The following is an 18,112-nucleotide window of genomic DNA, read 5'->3' as shown; positions in this document are numbered from 1 at the left end:
ACGAAAGCTTCCTTTGTACTTGCCTGAGAGACTCTCTCAGGTTTTCCTCCGGGCTTCCCTTCGGTCTTGCGTTTCCGACTCTATCAGACCTTTTCGGTGTCCGATTTCCTCGGTGCTTTCCAGGTTCTCGCTCTCGCGTTTCCCTTTCCGGCGGTTCCGACTCTATCAGATCCTTTCGGCGTCTGATTCCCAGTCAGCGGGGTTGTCTTCCCGGCCCTTCGGCCGTTCCGACGTCTCAAACCTTAGCGGATCCTCTCGGCAGTTCCTAATCGAGCTGCCGGCCCCAAATCGAATTGAATTCGGGCACGCCGAATTCGACCCCGTTGGGAGATCGTGCTGATGGTTTGAGGTGCCGCTGCTGCGGCGGGAGTGTCATCGAAGAACCGTTCCGGCTCCCCGACAACCCGAAGAACTCTACGCGCCCGGCAGAGGTGCGTCAAGCATCGCCTGTCAAGATCTTTTCGGACCGGGTCAGTCCAGGTCGCTGAGCCGCCCGCCGGCGTCCGGCTGGGCGTGCTCGACCCGGCGCAGGAGTCTGGTCAGGACGTCGCCGAGGGTCGTGCGCTCCTCGGCCGAGAGGTCCTGGAGCAGATCCTCCTCGAAGACGGTGGCCAGACGCATCGCCTCCAGCCACTTCTCCCTCCCCTCCGGCGTCAGCTCCACGATGACGCGCACCCGGTTGGACTCGTCCCGTTCCCGGGTCACCAGTCCCTCCGCGACCATGCGGTCGATCCGGTGGGTCATCGCGGCCGGCGTCAGACCGAGGCGCTTGGCCAGGTCGCTGGGGCCCAGGCGATAAGGGGCGCCGGAGAGGACGAGGGCCTTGAGGACCTCCCACTCGGCGTTGCTGATGCCCAGCTCGGCGGTCTGGCGGCCGTAGGCGACGTTCATCCGGCGGTTGAGCCGGGAGAGCGCCGAGACGATCTTCTCGACCTGGGGGTCGAGGCCCCGGAACTCGCGCTGGTAGGCGGCGATCTGTTCTTCGAGCGTCGGCTCCGTGACGCCGGGGGTCTCGGCCATGTGCGCAGTATCGCACGCACTTCCTTTGCCTTGAAGTCCTTCGATCTGTACTGTTTAGCTTCGAACTTTAGGTTTGAAGTCTTCACTCCTAACTAGTGAGAGAGGTGAACGTGACCAGGGCCAAGGGCGCAGCGATGCGCCGGATCCACGTGGGCAACGCACTCAGCGCGTTCGGGCTCGGCTTCACGGTCCCCTACCTGTACGTCTATGTGGCGCAGGTACGGGGACTGGGGGCCATGACGGCGGGGCTCGTCCTCGCCGTCTTCGCCGTGGCCGCGCTGATCGTGCTGCCGTTCGCCGGACGGGCGATCGTGCGGCGCGGTCCACTGCCGGTCCTGCTGGCCGCCCTGGTCACCGCTGCCGTCGGGGCGCTGGGTCTGGGGCTGGCCGGTACCGCCACCGCCGTACTGGCGGCGTCGGCCGCGTTGGGCGCGGGGCAGGCCGTGATGCAGCCGGCGCTGGCGACGATGATCGTGGACTGTTCGACGACCGAGACGCGGTCGCGGGCGTTCGCCATGCAGTTCTTCCTGCAGAACCTGGGGCTGGGCATCGGCGGGCTCATCGGCGGTCATCTCGTCGACGCCACGCGCGTGTCGTCGTTCACGCTGCTGTTCGCGATCGAGGCGGCGATGTTCCTGCTGCTGGCCGTGGTGATGGCGACCGTGCGGGTGCCGTCCGCGCCGCGGGTCGGGGACGCGCCCCGGCAGTCGGCCAGGGGCAGTTGGCGGCAGCTGCTCGGCAACCGGGCCATGGTGCAGTTGTCCGTACTGGGCTTCGTGCTGTTCTTCGCCTGCTACGGCCAGTTCGAGTCGGGGCTGAGCGCGTACGGGGTCGAGGCCGTCGGGATCTCGACGTCGGCGCTCGGTACGGCGCTGGCCGCCAACACGGCCATGATCGTCGTCGCCCAGTTCGCCGTGCTGCGGTTCGTCGAGCGGCAGAAGCGGTCGCGGGTGATCGCGGCCGTGGGGCTGATCTGGGCCGTGGCGTGGGTCGTGGCGGGGTACGCCGGGCTGGGGCACGGCAGCCGGGAGATGGCGACGGCGGCGTTCGTGTCGACGTACGCGCTGTTCGGGCTCGGTGAGGCGATGCTGTCGCCGACGGTGGCGCCGTTGGTGGCCGATCTGGCGCCGAGCGGGATGGCGGGGCAGTACAACTCCGCGTTCGCCCTGGTGAAGCAGCTCGCGCTGGCCCTGGGGCCGGCGGTGGGCGGGCCGATGGGGGCCTCGCTGCACGCGCCGTACATCGTGACGTTCCTGCTGTTCTCGCTCGGGATCACCTACCTGGCGCTGCGGCTGGGGCGGCAGCTGACCGCCGTACAGGATCAGCCGTGGCTGGTGCGGAACCGGGTGGTGGCCAAGGGTGGGGCCGTTGTGGAGCCGGTGGCTGCGGAGGCGTGAGACGGGTGAAGGCGGTCGTCGTCCCGGGGGACGGCGGCCGCCTTCTTGCTGTCAGCGGACGGCGGTCACCAGGGTGACGGTGAAGGGAAAGGCCGTGGTGTCCGGGGGGAGGCGGTCGATGACGGTGCGGGCCGTCCGGGTGAAGATCGGGTCGTCTCCCGTCTCGGCGACGGTCTGGCCCCAGCCGGTGGCGGAGAGGTGGCCGGGGACGTACTGCTCCAATGGGGGGAGGCCGATGGTGAAGGTGAGGGTGCGGCGGGTCGTGTCGTGGAAGCCTGCGCGGTCGACGGCGGTGGTCAGGCGGTCGGCGCCCTGGAAGGCCGCTTCGTAGGCCGTCGTCGACTGCGGGCCGTCGTGCTCCTCGATGGCCGCGCGGACGGCGACGAAGTACGGGGAGTCGGCGAGGTGGGACCAGACGGTGGCGGCGAAGCGGCCTCCGGGGCGGGTGACGCGGGCCGTTTCGCGCAGGACCGCGTCGAGGTCGGGGAAGAACTGGGCACCCTGCTGACAGAGGACGGCGTCGAAGGCCGCGGCGGGGTGGGGGAGGTCGTCCGCGGGGGCGCGGGTGAACTCGATGTCCGGGTAGAGGCGGGGGTGGCACGCTTCGGCGATCTTGAGCATGCCCTCGTTGATGTCCACGCCGGTGACCCGGCCGGTGGGGCCCGCCTGGGCGGCCGCGGCACGGGCCGCGAAGCCGGTGCCGCAGGCGAGGTCGAGGACGGTGGCGCCGGGAAAGAGGTCCGCGGCGTCCACGAGTGCGGTGACGAAGGGCGCCATGAGAGGCGCGACGTAGTGTTCGTAGCGCTCGGGGGCGCTTCCCTTGAGGTGAAAGCCCGTTGCGTCTGCCATTGGGAAGCAATTAGCACCGGGGGGCGGGTTCGCCTAGGCCGTCGGCAGGACGAACTCGCACCACACCGCCTTTCCGCCGCCCGGCGTGCGTCGGCTGCCCCAGTTCGAGGCGATCGTGGCGACGATCGCGATGCCCCGGCCGGACTCGTCGCCCGGTTCGGCGCGGCGGCGGCGCGGGAGGTGGTCGTCGCCGTCGGTGACCTCGATGATCAGCCGGCGGTCGGTGCGGCGCAGCCGCAGCCGCATGGGTGGGGTGCCGTGCTGGAGGGAGTTGGCGACGAGTTCGCTGGTGGCGAGGACGCCCGCGTCGTGGAGGTCGCCGGGGAAGCGCCAGCTGGTGAGGACGCCGGAGGCGAAGGCACGCGCGCGTGGGGCGGCTTCGACGCCGCCGAGGAGTTCGAGGGCGGCGTTGCGGAAGAGCTCGGCGTCGGCGCCGGTGCGGGCGGGGTGCTGGAGGACGAGGACGGCGACGTCGTCGTCGTGGTCGGCGGTGACGCCGGCCGAGCGGACCAGGCGGTCGCAGACGACCTGGGGGGTGCCGGTGGCGCCGGCGAGGGCGCGCTCCAGGGCGGCGATGCCCTCGTCGAGGTCCTCGTCGCGGCGTTCGACCAGGCCGTCGGTGTAGAGGACGGCGGTGGAGCCGGGGCCGAGGGGGATGGAGCCGGAGGCGTGCATCCAGCCGCCGGTGCCGAGGGGCGGGCCGGTGGGTTCGTCGGCGCGCTGGACGTGTCCGGTGTCGTCGCGGACCAGGATGGGGAGGTGGCCGGCCGAGGCGTACACCAGGCGGCCCTCGTTGGGGTCGTGGACGGCGTAGACGCAGGTGGCGATCTGGTTGGCGTCGATCTCGGTGGCGAGGCCGTCGAGGAGGTTGAGGACCTCGTGCGGGGGGAGGTCGAGGCGGGCGTAGGCGCGCACGGCGGTGCGGAGCTGGCCCATGACGGCCGCCGCGCGGACGCCTCGGCCCATGACGTCGCCGATGACGAGGGCGGTGCGGCCGCCGCCGAGGGTGATGACGTCGTACCAGTCGCCGCCGACGGCGGCTTCGGTGCCGCCGGGCTGGTAGGTGGCGGCGATCCGCAGGTCGTCCGGTTGTTCGAGTTCCTGGGGGAGGAGGGAGCGCTGGAGGGTGACGGCGGTCTCGCGCTGGCGGCGTTCGCTGGCGCGCAGGCGTTCGGCGGCCTCGGCGTGGTCGGTGACGTCGGTGGCGAAGACGAGGACAGCGCTGTCGGCTCTGTCGGCGGAGCCCGGGCCTTCGCCGTCGGCGTCGGCGACGGGGGTGCAGGTGAAGGTGTAGTGGCGGCCGTCGGGGGCCTTGCGGGACTTCAGGGTGCGGGGTTTGCCGCTGCGCAGGGCCTGGTCGAGGAGGGGCATGAGACCGAGGTCGCGCAGTTCCGGGAGGGCCTCGGCCGCCGGTTCGCCGCAGGGGCGTGCGCCGAAGGCCGCCGTGTAGGCGTCGTTGACGTAGGCGAGGCGGTGGTCGGGGCCGTGGACGAGGGCGACGAGGGCCGGGACGCGGTCGAGGACCTCACGGACCGGGAGTTCGTCGACGGCGGGCACGGGCGGCGGCTCGTCGGTCAGTTGTTCGGCGCGGGCCGCGGGTACGGAGCCCTCGCTCCGTCGGTCCGTGGTGGTGACCGTGTGCTCGGCCCGCGCGGCGGCGCGGCGCTGAGTTCCGGGGAGCCGGGAGCTCCAGCGCGTGAAGTTCACGAATCCTTGCCTCGTGTAGTCGTCGTCGGCCGGCTCCGGGCCCGGCCTGGGCTCCGGGGGCCGCGCGGCGGTGGCCGCACATTGTTGCAGCACCCGGGGTGTGGAGCACTGGGGAACAGCCTCCGAGTGGGGGCTATGAGCAGGGAGCAGTCTGGCAGGGTGGCCGCGGTCCGGGCCGACATTCGTCAGACGTGGGGGCGGCCGGGGGAGTTCCTGGTTCGGGTCAGGACGACCCCTTCGGGTCGTCGGGCGACTCGTCAGAAGGCTTTCCACCGGCAGCGAGTTCGAACTCGGCGCGAGGATGTTCGAGGGATCCCAGGGAGACGATCTCGCGTTTGAAGAGCCCGGAGAGGATCCATTCGGCGAGCACGCGCGCCTTGCGGTTGAAGGTGGGCACGCGGCTGAGGTGGTAGGCGCGGTGCATGAACCAGGCGGGGTAGCCCTTGAGCTTGCGGCCGTAGACGTGGGCGACGCCCTTGTGGAGGCCGAGTGAGGCGACCGAGCCGACGTACTTGTGGGAGTACGTCTGGAGGGGTTCGCCGCGCAGGGAGTGCGCGATGTTGTCGCCGAGGACCTTGGCCTGGCGGACGGCGTGCTGGGCGTTGGGGGCGGTCTCGGCGCCGGGTTCGGCGGCGGTGACGTCGGGGACGGCGGCCGCGTCTCCGGCCGCCCACGCGTGCGTGACGCCGTCGATGGTCAGCTCGGGGGTGCATTTCAGCCGACCTCGTGCGGTGCGGGGGAGGTCGGTGGCGGCGAGCACGGGGTGGGGTTTGACGCCGGCGGTCCACACGACCGTACGGGTCGGGAAACGGGCGCCGTCGCTGAGGACGGCGATGCGGTCGGCGCAGGACTCCAGGCGGGTGTTCAGGCGGACGTCGATGTTGCGGCGGCGCAGTTCACTGACGGTGTAGCGGCCCATGTCCTCGCCGACCTCCGGCAGGATCCGGTCGGAGGCCTCGACGAGGATCCACTTCATGTCCTCGGGCTTGACGTTGTGGTAGTAGCGCGTGGTGTAGCGGGCCATGTCCTCCAGTTCGCCGAGCGCCTCCACTCCGGCGAAGCCGCCGCCGACGAAGACGAAGGTGAGGGCGGCGTCGCGGATCGCGGGGTCGCGGGTGGAGGAGGCGATGTCCATCTGTTCGATGACGTGGTTGCGCAGGCCGATGGCCTCCTCGACGGTCTTGAAGCCGATGGCGTGGTCGGCGAGGCCGGGGATGGGGAGCGTGCGGGCGACGGAGCCGGGCGCGAGGACGAGTTCGTCGTACGTCAGCTGCTGGGCGCCGGTGCCCTCCTCCTCGGTGGCGAGAGTGGTGAGGGTGGCGGTGCGTTTGGCGTGGTCGACGGCGGTGACCTCGCCGACGAGGACCCTGCAGTGCGGCAGGACGCGGCGCAGCGGGACGACGACGTGGCGGGGGGAGACCGCGCCGGCGGCGGCCTCGGGGAGGAACGGCTGATAGGTCATGTAGGGCTCGGGGGTGACGACGGTGATCTCCGCGTCGCCCCGGGCGAGTTCCTGTTTCAGATTTCGCTGGAGCCGCAGTGCCGTGTACATCCCGACGTAGCCGCCGCCGACAACGAGAATGCGCGCACGTTCCTTCACCATCCCATGACGCACCCGACGCCGGAGTTTGTCCACAGCCCCGACCATTTGTGTGACCGCGAGTCGAGTGGGCGCGGGGTTGGCCGAAACACCGGCGTGCGGGGCAGATGTGCAGGTCAGAAGGTGTGCGCCGGGGTGCGGGAGGGGGTGCATTCGGGACGTAAACGACCCGTACTCCGATCGGGGGGCGCTCCGTGCGGAACCTGCCCCTTCTGAATTGACTGCCTCTCAACTATGTTCGTGTCGACGGGGTGTCAGGGGGAAGCGTGTTCCACGGGTCCGCGACGGGCGGGCCGGGAAGCGGTCCCCTGTTCCACGCGCCCCGGAATTCGATGGCGGGGAGAGTCTCCGGGGGGAGACGTCATTACCGGGGGATCATTCATGCACATTCAGGACACACATTGGTCGTCCGCCTCCGCGCTTGCGCACGGGGGCGGAGTGAGCGCGGCGGTGGGCAACGGACGCGGGGACGGCCCGCGGACCACACCGCTGCGCGTGGACGCACAGCGCAATCTGGAACACGTCCTGCGGGCGGCGCGCGAGGTGTTCGGCGAGCTGGGCTACGGCGCGCCGATGGAGGACGTGGCGCGGCGCGCGCGCGTGGGCGTGGGGACCGTGTACCGGCGGTTCCCTAGCAAGGACGTCCTGGTCCGGCGGATAGCCGAGGAGGAGACCTCCCGGCTGACCGACCAGGCACGGGCGGCGCTGGGGCAGGAGGACGAACCGTGGTCGGCGCTGTCGCGCTTCCTGCGGACCTCGGTGGCCTCGGGTGCCGGGCGGCTGCTGCCGCCGCAGGTGCTGCGGGTCGGCGCCTTCGCCGAGGACGGCACGGAGGGCCCGGGAACCGAGGAGGCGCGGGTGCCGCAGCAGCGGACCCAGCCGGGCAGCGGTGAGCTGCGGCTGGTCTCCGAGGGCGGCGCGGCCACGGGTGCCTCGATGGGCTCCGCGAGCGCGGTCGGCTCCACGGGCTCGGTCGGCTCCACGGGCTCGGTCGGCTCCGTCGGCTCCGTGGGTGACGATGCGGGGGCGGCGGCGCTGCTCGACGTGGTGGGCCGGCTCGTGGAGCGGGCGCGGGCGGCGGGTGAGCTGCGGCCCGACGTGTCGGTGTCGGAAGTCCTGCTGGTGATCGCGACGGCGGCGCCCTCGCTGCCGGACCCGGCGCAGCAGGCGGCGGCTTCGGCGCGGCTGCTGGACATCCTGCTGGAAGGGCTGCGCTCGCGGCCGTCCTCCTGAGGGAGCGGTCGCGGGTCACTCGAAGGGGTGGGCGGGGCGGGGGCGTGTCGACGCTCTCGCCCCGACCCGCGCCGCTCGCACATTCGGGGCAGTACGGGAATGCGACAGGTCCCCACGGATGAGTGGAGGGCCCGTCCCGTCCGGTCCTGACCAAAAGCCGCTATGGCACTCTGACCCGGTGTCGGGACCGGTAGGGCAGGCGGCGGGGGCTTTCCGCGATGAGCGTTGACGGGCGGGACGAGCAGGTACCGAGCCAGGGCAGGCGCACCCCGTCGGGGGGCGGCGTCCCCGCGCAGTGGGAGCGCTCCGGCGACGGCGCCCTGCCGCCGCCCCGGGATCTGCCGCCCGCCGACACCGATCTGATCGCCCGGATGCGCGGGGGCGACGACACGGCGTACGAGGAGCTGTACCGGCGCCATGCCGACGCCGTGCGCCGCTACGCGCGCACCTGCTGCCGGGACGCCCACACCGCCGACGACCTCACCGCCGAGGTCTTCGCCCGCATGCTCCAGGCCGTACGCGGCGGCTCCGGGCCCGAGTACGCCGTCCGCGCCTATCTGCTCACCTCCGTCCGGCGCGTCGCCGCGGGCTGGACGCGGTCGGCGAAGCGCGAACAGCTCGTGGACGACTTCGCGCTGTTCGCCGCCCAGGCGGGCCTCGCCTCGGAGGCCTCCGACGACACGGCGTCCCTGGGCTCCTTCGGAGCGGGCCTGGACCTCGGCGCCGATGTGCGCGCCCTGCACGAGGCCGAACAGTCCATGGCCATGCGGGCCTTCCGCTCCCTGCCCGAGCGCTGGCAGGCCGTGCTGTGGCACACCGAGGTCGAGGACGAGTCGCCGAGCGAGGTCGCGATGCTCTTCGGCCTCGACGCCAACGGCACGCGCGTGCTCGCCAGCCGCGCCCGCGAGGGCCTCAAGCAGGCCTACCTCCAGGCCCACGTCAGCGCCACCCTCACCAGCGACGAGGAGTGCGCCCGCTACGCCGACCAGCTCGGCACGTACGCCCGCCGCCGGCTGCGCACCCGGGCCGAGCGCGGGCTGCGCAAGCACCTGGAGGAGTGCGCCAAGTGCCGGCTCGCCGCCCTGCAGATCGAGGAAGTGGCGAGCAGCATCCCCGCCGTCGTACCGGTCGCGGTCATCGGCTGGTTCGGCGCCGCCGGATACGCCAAGGCGCTCGGGCTCATCGCCGGCGGTGCCGGGGCGGCGGGTGCCGCGGGCGCGGCTGCCGCGGCGAGCGGGAGCGCCGCCGGCGGGGCGGCCGGAAGTGGCGGTGCCGCCGGCGGGGCGGCCGGAAGCAGCGGTGGGTCGGGTGGGAGCGCGGCTGCCTCGGAGGGGGTGGGTGCGCCCGTGAAGGCCGGGATCGCCGCCGGTGTCGTCGCGGTCGCGGCCGCCGCGGTGGCCCTCGCCCTCGTCGGCGACGAGAGCCCCGTCCAGCCTCCCGAGGCCGCCCCCGCGGCCTCCGCGCCCGTGGTGCGCCCGCAGGACCCGACGCCCGCGCCCACGCGCACGACGGAGTCGCCCGAGCCGGAGGAACCCCCGGCGATCGTCCCCGCCGCGGCCCCGACCCGGACGCCCCCTCCCACCCCGCGCCGCACCTCCGCGCCGGCAACGGCCCTCACGCCCACGCCCACGTCCACTCCGACGCCCGCACCGCCCCCGACGCCCACGCCGACCCCCAGCCGGCGCCCCGCGCCCGCTCCCCCGCCCGCCCCGGCCGTCTTCCCGCTGAGCGAGCTGTCCTTCGACGTCAACGGCGACGGCACCGGACCCGAGATCCGGCTGAGCGGCAGCAGTTGGGTGTGGCAGCGCTACGAGGTGTCCATCGCCGACCGGCGGTACGCGCGCGGGGTGACCGTCCACGGCCGGTCCTCCGTCACCGTCGACCTCAACCGCGCCTGCACCTCCTACGACGCACTGGTCGGCCTGGACGACCTGACGCTGAACCTCGGCGAGGTGACGTTCGCCGTCTACGCCGACGGGGCCCGTCTGTGGACGTCCGGGACGGTGAAGGGCGGTGATCCCGCCGTGCCCGTCCATGTGGACCTCGGCGGCCGGGCCACCGTCCGGCTGGTGGTCGAGCCGCACAGCCCCTTCGACGGGGTGGCTCTCGCGGACTGGGCCGAGTCGAAGTTCAGCTGCCCGTAGCGGCCGGCGGGCTCACGGCCGGCGCCGGGTGGGCCCGTACGGCCTCGGCGAGTTCCTTCATCACCTCGGTCACCGTCAGGTCGGCGCCCCGGGCCCGCTCGGCGGCGTGACGCTCGGCCCCCAGGGCCCGACGGGCCTGCGACTCCGCGCGTTCGAGGCGCCCGCGCCGCAGGGCGGCACGGGGATACGGGCCGCGCAGCCGGTCGGCCGCCGCCAGCAGCCCGACCGTGCGCGGGAAGTCGCCGAGCTGGGCCAGCTGATCCGCCGCGCCGTCCACGAGCCCCGAGACGATCGCCTCGGTGCACTGGTCGGCCACCGCCCGGCGCAGCCCTTCGGCGAGCATCGGCAGGGCGTGCTCCGGGCCGGACTCCACGGCGGTGAGCCCCGCGTCGAGCAGGGTCAGGGCGGCGATGAACTGCGGCGGCGGAGTACCTTGCCGCACCGCCTCGAGGGTCGCGTCGCACAGCTCGCGCGCGCGGACGACGTCCTCCTCCTCCAGCGCGATGCAGGCGCGCAGCAGGATCACGAAGGCCTGGGCGTCCGCCACTCCCTGACGGTCGGCGGCGGCACTCGCCTCGTCCAGGACGACCATGGCGCCGGGGAGATCGCCCGACCGGTAGGCGATCTCCGCGAGCCGGGCCATCAGGAACGGCGCCTCGGCGTACGCGCCGACCTCGTAGGCGAGCCGCAGCGCCTCCCGGTACTCCGCCTCCGCCTGCGCGAACCGGCCGCGCACCATCTCCGCCTCGGCGGCCGCGCTGCACACCTGGGCCAGCATCCAGCGGTCGCCGACCCGCCGGCTGATCGCGCGCAGCTCCGCCAGGTCGTCGTCCACGCCGTCCATCCCGCCGGGGGAGTCGACCACCATGTGCGTACGGAACATCAGGGTGCAGCCCAGCTCCCAGTCGCCGCCGTGGGTCCGGCAGTTGGCGACGGCCGCGTCCAGGATGCCGCGTACGTCGAGCGTGCCCCGCATCTCGAAGGCGGCCGCCACCGGCCAGACCAGCCCGGGCATCCTGGCCGCCGCCGGGCCGCCCGGCTGGAAGCGGGCCCGCAGGCGCAGGAGATAGGCCCGGTAGCGGGGGTCGCCTTCGACCTCTCCGGGCTCGGACTCGGAGAGCAGGAACACGTGCAGCATCCGCAGGTCCATCCGCTGCGCATGCCGGGAGTGACCGCCGGACCCGTCGTCGTCGGCGTCGCCCTCGGTGTCCGGCTGGGCGAGGAAGGCCTCGACCGGGTCCACGGCGGCCATACGGGCGGCGAGGTCGGTGGGGACGGGGAGGGAGCGGCAGGTGAGTGCGGATGCCGTCGGGGTGGGGTGCGCGGTGTCCGTCGGCGGGGCGGGGAGCGTGTCCAGGGCCGTGCCCAGGCGCAGGGTGCGGTCGGCCCAGGCGGCGCCTTCCTGGCGGTAGTTGCGCAGCCACCAGAACCAGCCCATGGCGAGACAGAGGGCGGCGGCCTGCTCCTCGTCGGCCGCGGTGATCGCGCGCCCGGTCGCCACCCGGATGTTGTCCAGCTCGGTCTCCAGGCGGGAGATCCAGGGGAGTTGCTCGGCGGAGCGGAGCAGGGGGTCGGCGCGCTCCACGAGCGCGCGCACCCAGGCGCGGTGCCGTCGCTCGGCCGCCACGCGTGCGTGCGGCTCCTCGGCGGCGCGCTCCACGGCGTACTCGTGGATCGTCTCCAGCATGCGGTAGCGCATGCCTTCGCCGCCTTCCTCGCGGCCGTCGCCGTCGCCGTCGGGCGTGTGCGGGGCGGCCAGGACCAGGGACTTGTCGACCAGCGCTCCGACGAGGTCGGCGACCGGGCCGGTGCACACGGCCTCGGCGGCCTCCAGGTCCCAGCCGCCCGCGAAGACGGACAGCTCACGCAGCAGGGTCCGCTCCGCTTCGTCGAGCAGGTCCCAGGACCAGTCGACGACGGCCCGCAGGGTCTGCTGGCGGGGCAGGGCCGTACGGCTGCCGGAAGTGAGGAGGCGGAAGCGGTCGTCGAGGCGGTCGGCGATCTGCCGGGGGGTGAGCAGCCGGAGCCGGGCGGCGGCCAGCTCGATGGCCAGGGGCAGTCCGTCGAGGCGTCGGCAGATCTCCGCGACCGCCTGCTCGTCCCGGTCGGGCGGGGCGGCGGCCGTGGTGGGGCGTACGGCGGCGGCGCGCTCCCGGAAGAGGCGGTGCGCCTGGTCGGGGAGGAGGGGGTCGACCGGGCGGACCGACTCGCCGGGGACGCCCAGGGGTTCACGGCTGGTGGCGAGGATCGTGAGCCCGGGGCAGCGGGTGAGGAGGGTTTCGGCGAGGGCGGCGGCCGCGCCGATGACATGCTCGCAGTTGTCAAGGATCAGGAGTCGGCTGCGCGTGGCGCAGTACTCGACGAGCAGGGCGACCGGGTCGTCCTGCGGTGTCGCGAGGTCGGTGGCCATCAGGACCGTCTCGCGCAGACCGAGGGCGCTGACCACCGCGCCCGGTACCGCCTCCGGCCGGTCGAGCGGCGCCAGCTCGACCAGCCACGCCTGCGGGAGCCCGGCGGCGGCTTCCTCGGCGAGACGGGTCTTTCCCGAGCCGCCCGGTCCGGTGAGGGTGACGAGGCGGGCCCTGTGCAAGTCCGAACGGATGGCGTCGATCTCGGGTTCCCGGCCCACGAAAGAGGTAAGACGCGGACGGATGTTGCCGTTTCGCTCGGGCGGTGCGGCGGGTGCCGTCCGGGGCCGGGGCGCGGGGCGGGCGAGGAGTTCGGCGTGGAGGGCGCGCAGTTCGGGGCCCGGGTCGGCGCCGAGGGCGTCGGCGAGGGTGCGGCGGGCGGTCTCGTAGGCGGCGAGGGCGTCGGCGGCACGGCCCGTGTCGCGCAGGGCGCGGATGAGGAGGGCGTGCAGGGGTTCGTCGTACGGGTGTGCGGTGGTGAGTTCTCTGAGGCGGGGTACGGCTTCGCGGGCGCGGCCGAGGAGGAGGTCGGCCTCGGCGCGGGCGCGGGTGGCTTCGAGGTGGAGGGCCTCGGGGCGGGCGGCGGGGGTGCGGTCGGGGAGGTCGGCGAGGGCGGGGCCGCGCCAGAGGGCGAGGGCGGTGTCGAGGGTGCGGGCGGCGGTTTCGGGGTCGCCGCCCTGGTGGAGGGTGGTGGTGGCCTCGCGTACGAGGCGTTCGAAGACGTGGAGGTCGACGTCGTCCTCGGTGGCGGTGAGGCGGTAGCCGCCGGGGATGGAGCTGACGGTGTCCTTGCCGAGGGTGCGGCGGAGGCGGCCGACGAGGGCCTGGAGGGCGGCGGGGGCGTCCTGGGGCGGGGCTTCGGGCCAGATCTCGTCGATGAGGGTTTCGGGGGGCGTGGGGTGGCCCGGGCGGAGGGCGAGGGCGGTGAGGAGGGCGCGGAGGCGGGGGGCGGTGAGGGGTATGGGGGTGCCCTGGTCGTCCTCGGTCTGGGTGACGCCCAGGATGTTGATCCGCACGGGGTCATTGTCGCCGGGGGGTGGGGTGGGGGCACGGGGTTTGCGAAGCGGGGTGTGTTGGGCCGGGGGTTGGGCTGATGAACGTCGGCTCCTGCTCACCCTGAGCCGGTGCCGACCGGGACGGGGTCTCGCTCACCGGCGCCGGCCGGGCACCGCCGCGCCCACCCGTGCCGCCCCAAATGAACTGCGCGAGCAGCCACAGGCGGGCCCGGGGCTGAGGTGAGCAGAACAATCGGCCAACGCAACCGCACCCCACCCAGGGGCGCGGGGAACTGCGCGATCAGCCACAGGCGGGCCCGCGCCCGAACGACGGGCCCGCGGCACGCCAAGGACAGCGCACCGCAGCGTGAAAGGGGAGGCGAGTTTCCCCACCCCCCGGCTCAGCCTCCGGAGGACACCGCTCGGCGTTGGGGGGCGATTCCCGCCGGTACCGCGCGGGCGCGGGCCGGGGTGCCGGTCCAGCAGGTGCCTCGGCGGGAGAGCAGGCGGCGGAGCCAGAGTTCGAGGGAGATCAGGTCGGCGAGGCCGTCCAGGGGGAGGGGTTCGCCGGAGGCCGCCGCGCGGACCGCCTTGCGGACGACCCGGGCCTCGATCAGGCCCGCTTCCGCGAGGAGGGGCGCGTCGAAGAGGGTGAGGAGGGTGTCGGTGGCGAGGCGGAGGCCGTTGCGGGCGGCGGTGGCGGTGGTGCCGTGGGCGGGGGCGCCCCAGCCGGGCGGCAGGTCGGTGATGCCGGCGCCCTTGAGGACGGTCCGCAGGATCGCGGCACGCGCGCCCGGCTGCACGCGCAGTGTCTCGGGGAGGGCGCGGCAGGCACGGACGACCTGGTTGTCGAGGAAGGGGGCGTGCAGGCGCTGGGAGCGGATCTCGGCGGCCTGTTCGAGGATGCGCAGGTCGGCCGCGTGCCGGGTGAGGGCTGCACGCGCGCGGTAGTCGCCCGGACGCTGGCCGGGGCCGACCCCGGCGCGATGGGCCGAATTCTGCAGAAGAACCGATACTTCAGCCAGCGCCTCACCCGTCAGCCAGCGTGCCGCGGGGCCGGGTCCGGCCCAGGTCAGCGCCGCCAGCGAGGCACCGACCGCGCCTCCCGGGTCGTCCTCGAAGCTGCGGTGCAGCAGGCGGTCTGCGAGGTTCTCGACGCCCGCGCGGTACGGCGTACGGGCGAGTCTTCGGGCCGCGCCGTACACGCGCGCGGGGACGAGGACCGAGCCGTCCGCCTTGGTGAGGGCGGCCACCGGGCGGACCAGATGGCGGCGTTTGCGGTCCATGAGCAGGTCGGCGAGGCGGGCCGGGTGGGCGTCCAGGACCTGCCGGGCGCCGTAGCCGGTGAAGTGGTCTGCGCTGCCCGCTCCGAGGCGGGCGCGGTGGCGGGCGGCGGTGACCAGGCTGGGGCCGGGTTCGTCGGTCAGCGGGCCGTCCAGGTCGGCGTACGGCAGGGTCTCCTCGGCGCCGGTCACGACGACGTGGTGCAGGCGCGGGTTGGCCGCCAGGGCGCCGGCCCGTTGCAGTTCCTCCTCACGCGCGCGTGTCGTCAGGTCGTTGAAGGTGACCGCCAGCAGCCGCTCCCCCGCGCCCGTGCCGTGGCCCAGGACGGTGCCCGGCATTCCGGGCAGGCCGGCGGCGAGCAGGGCCAGCGTGCCGGAGGCCGGGCCGCCGGAGAGGTCGGCGCCGATGCCCGGGACCGGCATCCCGCGCGCGGCGCGCCGCTCGGCGGGACCCATTCCGGGCACGGGACCGGGATCGATGTCGGGCACGTGTCTGGGCGCGGACAGACGCGCGCGTACGGCGTCTACGAGCGCGTCGCGGACGGCGTCGACCGCGCTGTCCGGGTCGGCCGGCGGGGCCGCCACGGCGAGGGACGCGACCGGGTCGTAGCCGGCGATCTCACGCGCCCCGGCGCGCAGGATCAGCGCATGCCCCGGCGGAACGCGCCGCACGCCGTCGTACGGGGTGGAGTCGTGCAGGGCGGCGGGGACGTCCGGGGCGGCCAGGAGTGCGGCCAGGTGGCCGAAGTCGAGGTTGGCCTCGATGAGGTCGGCGAGCGGCAGCGCGGCCGTGGCGTAGGCGGTTCCGCCTGCCCACGGGGTGTGGAAGACGGGGCGGGCGCCCGCGAGGTCGCCGCAGACGGTGACCCGGCGGCCGACCTGGACGACGGCGGTGTAGCTGCCCGGCCAGGCCGTCAGATGGCGCAGTGCGCCCCCGCGCGCGGCGAACAGTCCGACGCGCAGCTGCTCGTCGCTCGCCCCGCAGGTGCCGAGGACCGCGATGCGGGTCCGGGCGTCGGCCTTGACCACCCGCACCTCGTCGGGGCGCCAGTCGCCGACCGCCCACAGCGGATCGGGGTCGCCCCACAGGAGTTGGGAGCCGACGGGGTGCAAGGTCTCCCCGTCGTAGCCGACTTGACCGCCGTAGGTGTCGCCGCCGTCGTAACGGCCTTCGTCGCGGCCGCCGTAACCGACGGCCGCGCCCAGCGCACCCGCGGCGGTGCTGCTCCACCCCACCAACCACCGCATCGACGCCTCCACGGGCTGTGGACAACCGAGTGCACCGTACGAACGGTTCACCATGCTGCCACGAAGAACGCGCCACAGAGGGAGGCGACGCCGCTTGCGATCCGGGAAGCGCACCCGCGTCAACGCGTCGGCGCCGGCCTGCGCGGCCGTGGGTACCCCGGTGTCTGCGGCATGAATGCGCCCCCGGTACGCTCCCCCAAGACGCCCTGTGCGCCCTCGATTTCCATGGTCGGAGGCGTTGTCACCCATGGAACGCAGGGTCGATTTTCGGCCAAATCCGGCGCGGGCGATTCCTGTTGGCCTTCGCGCGCGCAGGCTCCGCACACGCTCCGTGCACACGCGCGTAACGCCATGAGTCGCGCCGGCCCGGGAGACGTAAGGCGCCTCCCGGACCGTTCCGCCGCCCGCGGGGATGAAGGCGGCGGTGTCCCCCAGCCCACTGGATCCAGTACAGCGGGCCGACCCACGCACGACCCATGGAACCGCTCCCCCGATGGCCGGAGAAGAGCGCACGCGCAGGCGCACGGCCACACAGCGGGAGCACGCGGCGACGGACGGTACCGAGAGCCGTACTGCAGTACGGACCACAATCCCGCCAACCGGCAGAATGCCCCTTAACGCTTGGGATGCGGCGAACTACGCTGGGTTTACGAATGCCGCGTGGTTATGCCAGAGCGGCAGCCGGATGTGTCGAGGGGTGGCGCAATGTCCAGGGAGCAACGCGGGCCGAACGAAAAGCTCGGCGCCGTTCTCGCCCTCGCGGGAATCAGCAACGCAGGACTCGCGCGACGCGTCAACGACCTTGGCGCTCAACGCGGGTTGACTCTTCGCTACGACAAGACGTCCGTGGCGCGCTGGGTGTCGAAGGGCATGGTGCCGCAGGGCGCCGCGCCGCACCTCATCGCGGCCGCCATCGGGCAGAAGCTCGGCCGCCCGGTGCCGCTCCACGAGATCGGCCTGGCGGACGCGGACCCCGCGCCCGAAGTGGGCCTCGCCTTCCCCAGAGACGTCGCCCAGGCCGTGCGCTCGGCGACGGAGCTCTACCGCCTCGACCTGGCCGGCCGCCGGGCAGGATCGGGGGGCATCTGGCAGTCCCTGGCCGGATCATTCGCAGTAAGCGCATACGCAACGCCCGCGTCGCGCTGGCTGATAACCCCGGCCGACAGTTCGGTGGCGCGTGAGGCCCACTCCCTGGAGGGGACCGGCGCACCGCTCAAAGTCGGCCACAGCGATGTGCAGAAGCTCCGGGAGGCCGCCGAGGACGCCAGGCGATGGGACTCCAAGTACGGGGGCGGGGACTGGCGTTCGTCGATGGTGCCCGAGTGCCTGCGGGTGGAGGCCGCGCCGCTGCTGCTGGGCGCGTACTCCGACGAAGTCGGGCGCGCCCTGTTCGGGGCGAGCGCCGAACTGACCCGGCTGGCGGGGTGGATGGCCTTCGACACCGGTCAGCAGGAGGCCGCCCAGCGGTACTACATCCAGGCGCTGCGGCTCGCGCGCGCGGCGGCGGACGTACCGCTCGGGGGGTATGTGCTGGCGTCGATGTCGCTGCAGGCGACGTACCGGGGCTTCGGCGACGAGGGAGTCGACCTCGCGCAGGCCGCCCTGGAGCGCAACCGGGGGCTGGCGACCGCCCGAACGATGAGCTTCTTCCGTCTCGTCGAGGCACGCGCGCATGCCCGCGCGGGTGACGCGCAGGCCGCCGGGGCGGCCCTGAAGGCCGCGGAGAGCTGGCTGGAGCGGGCGCGGGAGGGCGATCACGATCCGTCGTGGCTCGGGTTCTATTCGTACGACCGGTTCGCCGCCGATGCGGCCGAGTGCTACCGGGATCTGAAGGCGCCACGGCAGGTGCGGCGCTTCACCGAGCAGGCGCTGTCGCAGCCGACGGAGGAGTTCGTGCGGTCGCACGGGCTCAGGCTGGTCGTGTCCGCGGTCGCCGAGCTGGAGTCGGGCAATCTCGACGCGGCGTGCGAGCAGGGGGTGCGGGCGGTGGAGGTGGCCGGGCGGATCTCCTCGGCCCGGACCACCGAGTACGTGAAGGATCTTCTGCATCGGCTGGAGCCGTACGGGGACGAGCCGCGGGTGGTGGAGCTGCGGGAGCGGGCCCGGCCCTTGCTGATGGCTCCGGCTTAAGCGATCCTCGCCTCTCGTCCGCCCTGCGCTGTGGTCGGAGGCAAGCTGCCGTCCCCCGCGTTTGAAGTCACTGTCAGTGGCGCAGTGCACTATCGGAG

At 73.5% G+C, this 18,112-nt stretch carries 10 protein-coding genes; 4 read left to right on the top strand and 6 right to left on the bottom strand.

Annotated features, from left to right (window positions below):
• Window positions 1-471: 471 nt before the first annotated feature.
• Window positions 472-1,020: a MarR family transcriptional regulator gene (locus tag ABZ464_RS30130; RefSeq protein WP_359281745.1), complete on the bottom strand. Its 549-nt coding sequence runs from the start codon at window positions 1,018-1,020 to the stop codon at window positions 472-474.
• A 110-nt stretch (window positions 1,021-1,130) separates the two neighbouring features.
• Between ABZ464_RS30130 and ABZ464_RS30125 the strand changes: the two genes are divergently transcribed.
• Window positions 1,131-2,417: an MFS transporter gene (locus ABZ464_RS30125; protein ID WP_359281744.1), complete on the top strand. Its 1,287-nt coding sequence runs from the start codon at window positions 1,131-1,133 to the stop codon at window positions 2,415-2,417.
• 51 nt (window positions 2,418-2,468) lie between these two features.
• On the opposite strand, the gene ABZ464_RS30120 is transcribed toward ABZ464_RS30125, so the two are convergent.
• The 3 genes from ABZ464_RS30120 to ABZ464_RS30110 all read right to left on the bottom strand — a co-directional run bounded on the left by ABZ464_RS30120 (window position 2,469) and on the right by ABZ464_RS30110 (window position 6,576).
• Window positions 2,469-3,266, bottom strand: coding sequence for a methyltransferase domain-containing protein (locus tag ABZ464_RS30120; protein WP_359281741.1), 798 nt, complete (start codon window positions 3,264-3,266; stop codon window positions 2,469-2,471).
• Window positions 3,267-3,299: 33 nt separating this feature from the next.
• A complete protein-coding gene (locus ABZ464_RS30115; protein ID WP_359281740.1) occupies window positions 3,300-4,973 on the bottom strand; it encodes a SpoIIE family protein phosphatase in 1,674 nt (557 codons plus the stop codon).
• A 223-nt stretch (window positions 4,974-5,196) separates the two neighbouring features.
• Window positions 5,197-6,576 (bottom strand): NAD(P)/FAD-dependent oxidoreductase, encoded by a 1,380-nt coding sequence (locus ABZ464_RS30110; protein ID WP_359281737.1) that lies wholly within the window; start codon window positions 6,574-6,576, stop codon window positions 5,197-5,199.
• 378 nt (window positions 6,577-6,954) lie between these two features.
• Here ABZ464_RS30110 and ABZ464_RS30105 point away from each other — a divergent pair, with 378 nt between their 5' ends.
• A complete protein-coding gene (locus ABZ464_RS30105) occupies window positions 6,955-7,806 on the top strand; it encodes a helix-turn-helix domain-containing protein (protein ID WP_359281734.1) in 852 nt (283 codons plus the stop codon).
• Window positions 7,807-8,024: 218 nt separating this feature from the next.
• The gene (locus ABZ464_RS30100) at window positions 8,025-9,950 is read left to right on the top strand and encodes a sigma-70 family RNA polymerase sigma factor (protein WP_359281731.1); all 1,926 of its coding nucleotides are present in this window, start codon (window positions 8,025-8,027) and stop codon (window positions 9,948-9,950) included.
• Here the strand turns inward: ABZ464_RS30100 and ABZ464_RS30095 are convergent.
• The gene (locus ABZ464_RS30095) at window positions 9,937-13,374 is read right to left on the bottom strand and encodes a BTAD domain-containing putative transcriptional regulator (RefSeq protein ID WP_359281728.1); all 3,438 of its coding nucleotides are present in this window, start codon (window positions 13,372-13,374) and stop codon (window positions 9,937-9,939) included. The genes ABZ464_RS30100 and ABZ464_RS30095 overlap by 14 nt on opposite strands.
• 380 nt (window positions 13,375-13,754) lie before the next feature.
• Window positions 13,755-15,884 carry an asparagine synthase-related protein gene (locus tag ABZ464_RS30090; RefSeq protein ID WP_359281725.1) on the bottom strand — a complete coding sequence of 710 codons (2,130 nt, stop codon included), beginning with the start codon at window positions 15,882-15,884 and terminating at the stop codon, window positions 13,755-13,757.
• Window positions 15,885-16,589: 705 nt separating this feature from the next.
• Here ABZ464_RS30090 and ABZ464_RS30085 point away from each other — a divergent pair.
• The gene (locus ABZ464_RS30085; protein WP_055638960.1) at window positions 16,590-18,014 is read left to right on the top strand and encodes a hypothetical protein; all 1,425 of its coding nucleotides are present in this window, start codon (window positions 16,590-16,592) and stop codon (window positions 18,012-18,014) included.
• Window positions 18,015-18,112: the final 98 nt, after the last annotated feature.

The organism is Streptomyces sp. NPDC005820, from assembly GCF_040630255.1.
Lineage (GTDB): Bacteria > Actinomycetota > Actinomycetes > Streptomycetales > Streptomycetaceae > Streptomyces.
Note: the sequence above shows the minus strand (reverse complement) of the source record. Positions and strands in the feature narration are given on the sequence as shown.

Bases quoted from the DNA above. Each gene is read 5' to 3' on its own strand.
- ABZ464_RS30130 (WP_359281745.1), bottom strand. From the start codon at position 1,020: ATGGCCGAGACCCCCGGCGTCACGGAGCCGACGCTCGAAGAACAGATC.
- ABZ464_RS30120 (WP_359281741.1), bottom strand. From the start codon at position 3,266: ATGGCAGACGCAACGGGCTTTCACCTCAAGGGAAGCGCCCCCGAGCGC.
- ABZ464_RS30110 (WP_359281737.1), bottom strand. From the start codon at position 6,576: ATGGTGAAGGAACGTGCGCGCATTCTCGTTGTCGGCGGCGGCTACGTC.
- ABZ464_RS30105 (WP_359281734.1), top strand. From the start codon at position 6,955: ATGCACATTCAGGACACACATTGGTCGTCCGCCTCCGCGCTTGCGCAC.
- ABZ464_RS30100 (WP_359281731.1), top strand. From the start codon at position 8,025: ATGAGCGTTGACGGGCGGGACGAGCAGGTACCGAGCCAGGGCAGGCGC.
- ABZ464_RS30090 (WP_359281725.1), bottom strand. From the start codon at position 15,884: ATGCGGTGGTTGGTGGGGTGGAGCAGCACCGCCGCGGGTGCGCTGGGC.
- ABZ464_RS30085 (WP_055638960.1), top strand. From the start codon at position 16,590: ATGTCCAGGGAGCAACGCGGGCCGAACGAAAAGCTCGGCGCCGTTCTC.